The organism is Lactobacillus helveticus DSM 20075 = CGMCC 1.1877, from assembly GCF_000160855.1.
Taxonomy (GTDB): Bacteria; Bacillota; Bacilli; order Lactobacillales; family Lactobacillaceae; genus Lactobacillus; species Lactobacillus helveticus.
Map to the genome: position 1 here is coordinate 60,627 of NZ_GG700754.1, position 4,483 is coordinate 65,109.

Genomic DNA, 4,483 nt, shown 5'->3' on the forward strand with positions numbered 1-4,483 from the left:
AATGCACAGATTGTCATTGATCGCTTCCACATGATTCAGATGCTCACTCGATCATTCAATTCATTAAGAGTTCGAACCATGAAGACCTTTGACAAGAAATCCAGAGAGTATCAGCTGCTCAAATCTCCCTGGAAACTATATTTAAAAAAGTATGATGAACTCGAAAAGATTCATCCTCGCTATAATTGGCATTATAAAGATTGCCTAACTCAAGTGCAAGTAGTGATGGAGGGTATCGGTGCCAACACTACATTAGAAAACTCATATAATCTGATGCAGAGCTTTATTAAGGCGATTGAAGACGGCGATACTCAGAAAATTGAATCATTAATTGCCAGCAAAGATTCCATTGAAGCTTTAATGCATAAAACGCTGCTAACCTTCAAACATAATCTAAAAGCGGTACTCAACGGAGCAGCTTTGACTTACTCCAATGGCTGCCTTGAAGGCTTCAATCGCAAAATCAAACAAATTGAGCGAACAGCCTTCGGCTATTCTAACTTTATCAATCTTTTAACCAGAATTCGTTTAGAGGAAAACTTGTTTAAAGAAAAAGAACCAAACAGCCTTTTAATGGCCGCTTGATTCTATTCATTTACTCTCTATCAACAGGATTTGACAAAGAGCCTTAAAATCCCGTGTTTTCTCCGGCAATTAATCAATAAATCTGTGTACCCTTAAACTGATTAATCGTTTCATTTAATAATTTACTGGCAGATTTTAACCGGCTAGGGACTCGTCTTTCATGTGATAGCATCGCCCGCAAAATTGGCAGATTAGTTTTAAACCATTCATCTCTCCAAGTCTGCGGATTTCCTCTTTTTATGCCATACGAGCCCTTAAATAAAATTGTCACTTCATGCGGGTTGCTAATGACAAACGCATGCATGCCATCTTCTGCATGAACATTGCGACATACAGTTCCAATATGATGAGAGCCAATATCAATGCTTTCGCCCAATTGTAATTCATCATACGATTTTTTAGTTAATTCAATTCGCTCCAGACCTGTTAATTGTTCATTCACATTCATAATTTTTACCCAAACAAAAAACTAACTTCTACTCTCATAGTAGCATAGTTAGTTTTTAATATATGAATAAAGTTTTAGTTGTATTTCTTTTGCAAGTAATTGGCAATTGTTGATAAGCAGAAACATACAACAAAGTACATGATCGCAATAATGACATACATTGGAATCAAGTAAGTCGTATTTTGACTGTAGATAATTTGTGCATTGTATAAAAGTTCTGGCAAAACAATAATTGTTGCAAGTGACGTATCCTTAACCAATGATACGAACTGGGCAAGAAGAGCTGGAATCATGTGGTTCAAAGCTTGTGGCATTACCACATGATACATTGCTTGACCATAACTCATCCCATTAGAACGGGCGCCTTCCATTTGTCCTGGATCAACTGAGCCAATACCTGAACGAACGATTTCCGCAAGCATTGCCCCTTCAAAGATTACCAATGCCGCAATTGAAGCCGTGGTTGGATTCGTTACAATGCCTAGTTGAGGCAATCCGAAGTAAGTAAAGAAGATGATCAGCAAAAGTGGCAAGTTACGAATAATATCGATAATGAAGCCCACGATTGCTGAAACATATTTGATCTTCGTATAACGAATCAGCCCCAAAATCAGACCAACTACAAAACTAAGTGCAATTGAAATCAATGAAACATAGATCGTTACCCAAAGTCCCTGCAACAAGAAGCGGATATCAACCCATGAATATGCATGAATAAAAGTTTCCATTTTCTATCCCCTTTCTATTGTGCTAACTTTTTCTCTAAGTGACGCATGTAGTAGCTAAGTGGCAATGTCAAAATCAAGTAAAACAGACCTACAACCACATAAGTATCGATTGTTCTAAATGTTGAAAAGGCAATCAATTGTGCCTGATACATTAAGTCAAAACCAGCTACAAAGGCCAAAACTGAAGAGTTTTTAACTAAGTTTACGAACTGATTGCCAAGTGGTGGAATCACGATCTTCATTGCTTGTGGCAAAATGACATAGCGCATTGCTTGCGTATAAGTCATCCCGTTAGAACGGGCACCTTCCATTTGTCCTGTACTAATTGAACTGATACCTGCACGCACTGTTTCAGCGATAAATGCGGAAGTGTAAAGCGTCAAGCCAATCGTACCTGCTTGAAAGCCTGACAACTTAACAATATAGCGTGGCACAATCAAATAGAAGATCATTACGATAACTAGCAACGGAATATTTCTAAAAATCGCAATATAAACCTTAGCAACTATCTTGCCAAACTTAGTTGGTGCAACTTCAAGCAAAGCGAAGAACACACCAAGAATCAAACTGAATATTAAGGCAATAATACTACATAAAATAGTATTCCAAAAACCTGTTAAAAAACTTCCCCAGTTATTAGTAATAATTTGCCACATTATTTCAGTACCCCCTTAAGACTAAAACCAGGAATTCCTGCAAACCATTTCTTAATTAAACGGTCATACGTACCATTCTTTTTAAGCTGATCTAGGGCTTTATTAATATGATCAACCATATCTTTTTGTCCCTTATTCACAGCTATACCATAAGGTGCATTATTATAAACGCCACCTACTAATTTATAACCTGGATTTTCTTGTGCAATACCGGCAAGCAAACCATTATCCGTAGTCAAAGCTACACCTTGATTTGCCTTTAAAGCTGACATTGCTTGACCATAATCATCATATTGAAGAACTCGTGCCTTAGGTTCAAACTTGTGCACATCGTTAACGGCAGTCGTTCCCTTTACAGCCAAAACTGTTTCACCATTCAAATCCTTAACGTTCTTAATCTTGCTGTTATCTGGAACAAGCAAAGATGAACCAGCTGGGAAGTATGGCTTAGAAAAATCAACTTGTTTCGCACGCTCTGGCGTAATGGTCATCGTAGCTAAGACCGCATCAATATTTCCATTCTTAAGCAAAGGAATTCTAGTATTGGCTGTTGTCGTCACAAAACTAGCCGTAGCATCTTTACCTAGCATTTGCTTAGTTAAAGCATGAGCTAAATCGATTTCAAAACCTTCGATTTTACCAGTTTTAACATTAGTTAAGCCAAATAATCTGGTATCGGCTCTAACGCCCCAAATTATGTGCTTACTCTCTTTTACTTTTTGATAAACATTTTGATTATTTCTTTTCCCGCAAGCTGTTAATGCAAAACACAGAAAAAACAATAGCGGAATTAAAAGGAATCTTTTTGCTTTTTTCATATATAGTTACCTTAGTATTTAGAAATAACCTTGCTCAAGAATTGACGAGCACGTTCAGTACCAGGATGTGCAAAGAATTCTTTTGGATTGCGATCTTCCAAAATTTGACCCTTATCAAAGAAGATCAAACGATTGCTTACCTTTTTAGCAAAGCCCATTTCGTGAGTAATCACAACCATTGTAATACCTTGCTCTGCAACATACTTCATAACGTCAAGCACATCTTCGATCATTTCTGGGTCCAAGGCACTAGTTGGTTCGTCAAATAAAATTACCTTAGGATGCATTGCAAGTGATCGAGCAATAGCTACACGCTGCTTTTGACCACCTGATAATTGACGTGGGTATGAATTAATCTTGTCAGCCATCCCAACTTTTTCCAAATATTCCATCGCTACTTTACGATTTTCATCGTCAGGTCTTTTAAGTACAATCTTAGGTGCCAACATTACATTTTCAAGTACAGTGTGATTATTGTACAAATTGAAGTGCTGGAATACCATTCCTACGTTTTTGCGAATCTTGTTGATATCAGTCTTTTTATCAGCTAGGTCATAACCTGTTACAATCAATTGACCGCTGTTAATTGGTTCAAGTCCATTTATTGTTCTAATTAAAGTACTCTTACCAGAACCTGATGGACCAATAATTGAAACCACTTGGCCTTCATCAATTTTTAAGTTTATATCTTTCAATGCATGAAGCTTTCCGTAATATTTATCAACATGTTTAAATTCAATAATTGCTGCCATAGTTTCTACCCTTTCTTTCGTTTTATGTTATGTAATAATACTATTTTACCTTTTTTATGGTTAAAACTAAATACCTGCACCAGCTAAAACGATCGTTCATAATCCAATTAATAATATTTATTCGGCTTTTCAAAAAAGAGTCTAATTTCATTTAACAAATTAAGCCAACTTAGCTATTTTTACGAATTTTGTATAGATTATGAATTTCTTTTAGAAGATACAGAAAAAGCCCTTCGTCTTCCTATTGCAGGGACGAAAGGCTTCTTTCCGCGGTACCACCCACATTGTCTAATTATATAGACCTCTTTATGGAGCACAATCATGCCCCACTGGTGTGGTAACGTGCCGGAGACGTCTCAACCTACTTTAAGAATTGTTATTTCGGTGAGCTGCTAAAAGTGTTTTTCAATAATCCAGGGTCTATTGATTTTGCACTGCCATCAGCTCACTATAAAGAATAGATTATTTACTCGTCTTTTTCATAGCCTTTTAATTT

5 protein-coding genes, 1 pseudogene and 1 other annotated feature are annotated in these 4,483 nt (G+C 36.7%); of the genes and pseudogenes, 1 reads left to right on the plus strand and 5 read right to left on the minus strand.

Annotation, left to right across the window (positions count from 1 at the left end; genetic code table 11):
• Positions 1 to 585: ISL3 family transposase (locus HMPREF0518_RS05215; RefSeq protein WP_003626834.1), on the plus strand; the 585-nt coding region annotated here is incomplete at its 5' end.
• 76 nt (positions 586 to 661) lie between these two features.
• Here the strand turns inward: HMPREF0518_RS05215 and HMPREF0518_RS05220 are convergent.
• From HMPREF0518_RS05220 to HMPREF0518_RS05240, 5 genes and pseudogenes are all read right to left on the minus strand, one after another.
• Positions 662 to 1,033 (minus strand): annotated as a pseudogene (locus HMPREF0518_RS05220) (hypothetical protein); the annotation flags it as partial.
• Positions 1,034 to 1,107: 74 nt separating this feature from the next.
• Positions 1,108 to 1,761 (minus strand): amino acid ABC transporter permease, encoded by a 654-nt coding sequence (locus HMPREF0518_RS05225; protein WP_003626838.1) that lies wholly within the window; start codon positions 1,759 to 1,761, stop codon positions 1,108 to 1,110.
• Positions 1,762 to 1,775: 14 nt separating this feature from the next.
• Positions 1,776 to 2,417, minus strand: coding sequence for an amino acid ABC transporter permease (locus HMPREF0518_RS05230; RefSeq protein ID WP_003626839.1), 642 nt, complete (start codon positions 2,415 to 2,417; stop codon positions 1,776 to 1,778).
• Positions 2,417 to 3,235, minus strand: coding sequence for a transporter substrate-binding domain-containing protein (locus HMPREF0518_RS05235; RefSeq protein ID WP_003626841.1), 819 nt, complete (start codon positions 3,233 to 3,235; stop codon positions 2,417 to 2,419). The genes HMPREF0518_RS05230 and HMPREF0518_RS05235 overlap by 1 nt, the downstream gene beginning before the upstream one ends.
• An 11-nt stretch (positions 3,236 to 3,246) precedes the next feature.
• Positions 3,247 to 3,987, minus strand: coding sequence for an amino acid ABC transporter ATP-binding protein (locus HMPREF0518_RS05240; protein ID WP_003626843.1), 741 nt, complete (start codon positions 3,985 to 3,987; stop codon positions 3,247 to 3,249).
• Between the two features lie 245 nt (positions 3,988 to 4,232).
• Positions 4,233 to 4,479 (minus strand) — a binding site (T-box leader).
• Positions 4,480 to 4,483: the final 4 nt, after the last annotated feature.

Bases quoted from the DNA above. Each gene is read 5' to 3' on its own strand.
- HMPREF0518_RS05225 (WP_003626838.1), bottom strand. From the start codon at position 1,761: ATGGAAACTTTTATTCATGCATATTCATGGGTTGATATCCGCTTCTTG.
- HMPREF0518_RS05230 (WP_003626839.1), bottom strand. From the start codon at position 2,417: ATGTGGCAAATTATTACTAATAACTGGGGAAGTTTTTTAACAGGTTTT.
- HMPREF0518_RS05235 (WP_003626841.1), bottom strand. From the start codon at position 3,235: ATGAAAAAAGCAAAAAGATTCCTTTTAATTCCGCTATTGTTTTTTCTG.
- HMPREF0518_RS05240 (WP_003626843.1), bottom strand. From the start codon at position 3,987: ATGGCAGCAATTATTGAATTTAAACATGTTGATAAATATTACGGAAAG.